This is a genomic window from Methylobacterium sp. WL103 (assembly GCF_008039885.1).
GTDB classification, from domain to species: domain Bacteria; phylum Pseudomonadota; class Alphaproteobacteria; order Rhizobiales; family Beijerinckiaceae; genus Methylobacterium; species Methylobacterium cerastii.
This window is the reverse complement of sequence record NZ_VRUX01000917.1, coordinates 1-1,197: the sequence shown is the minus strand read 5'-3', so window position 1 is coordinate 1,197 and position 1,197 is coordinate 1. Positions and strand designations below refer to the sequence as shown.

Here is a 1,197-nt window from a genome sequence, read left to right as displayed (position 1 = left end):
GGCGAGCGGCGTGCCGACGGCCGCCCAGCCCGCCGCGAGGTCGGCATAGTGCAACGCCTGGCGGCGGTAGCCTTCCGCACCCGTGAAGTAGGCCAGCACCTGCGCTTCGGCCGCCGCCGTCCCGTCGGGCGAGCCGGGCAGGTCGGGGGCGGGATCGCAGGTGATGCGGCCGCGCCAGGGGTAGGCCGCCTGGCCGAGCGCACCGGGCCGGTAGGGGTCGGGCAACGCGTTGCCGACCGCGACGTCCATCATCACGAACGGGTAGAGCACCACCGCGAGGCCGCGGCGGGCGAGTTCCGCCACCAGGCGAGCGAGGCCCGCATCCGAGGGCGTGCCGCCGTAGGCCGGGGTTCCGTCCGGCGCGGTCGAGACCGACCGGGCCTGCGCGCGGTCGAGGCCGGCCACGCGCCAGGTGTCGCCGACGGTCGCCTTGGCGCCGATCTCGACCCGCGGGGCGACCGTGCACTGTCCGGCGCGCAGGTCGTCGCCGAACCACGCCACCACCACCGCGACGCGGGCGAGGTTCGGGCACAGCGCCTGAAGCGCGTCCAGCGACGCGACCACGTCGCTCGCCGCCTGCAGCTGGAACCGGTTGGCGCCCTGCGTCCGCCCGAGGCCGAGGTCGACGGTGACGCCGGTGGGATCGAGGCCGAACTCGGACGCGCCGGGGATCAGGTTCACGGCGCGGACCAGCGGCGCGACGCCGTTGACCGGCCGCACCACCTCGAAGGCGAATTGCGGGATGCGGTTGCCGTAATCGGCCAGCGGCAGCCCCTCGAACACCACGTAGGCGAGGCCGCGATAGGCCGGCGCGTCGGCGCCCTCCTTGGCGACGATCAGCGGATCGGGCGCTTGGGTCGCCGCGCCGACGTGGACGCGGCAGGTGATCGCGGTGCGGTCGAGCTCGGTCCCGTCCGCCCAGATCCGCCGGACGAGGGCGATCTCGCCCTCGCACAGGCCGACCGCGAGGTTGGCGAAGTAGGCGTAGCTGGTCCGCACCGTCTTCTGCCCGCCGCCGCCCTTCGACGGGGCGGCGGCGCGCTCGACGGCGGTGTTGGCAACCTCGAGCGGTCGCGTCGCCCAGATCAGGGTGCCGCCGAGCTTCGCCCGGCCGTAGACGCGCGGCACCGGGTCGCCCTCCGTCGAGGACAGGCCGGCGACGTCCGACAGCCGCGGGCCGGCAACGTACCGCGGGCT

The 1,197-nt window shown here is 75.5% G+C and carries 1 pseudogene; it reads right to left on the bottom strand.

The annotated features are described in order from the left end of the window. Window positions 1-1,197 (bottom strand): annotated as a pseudogene (locus FV222_RS26685) (hypothetical protein); the annotation flags it as partial.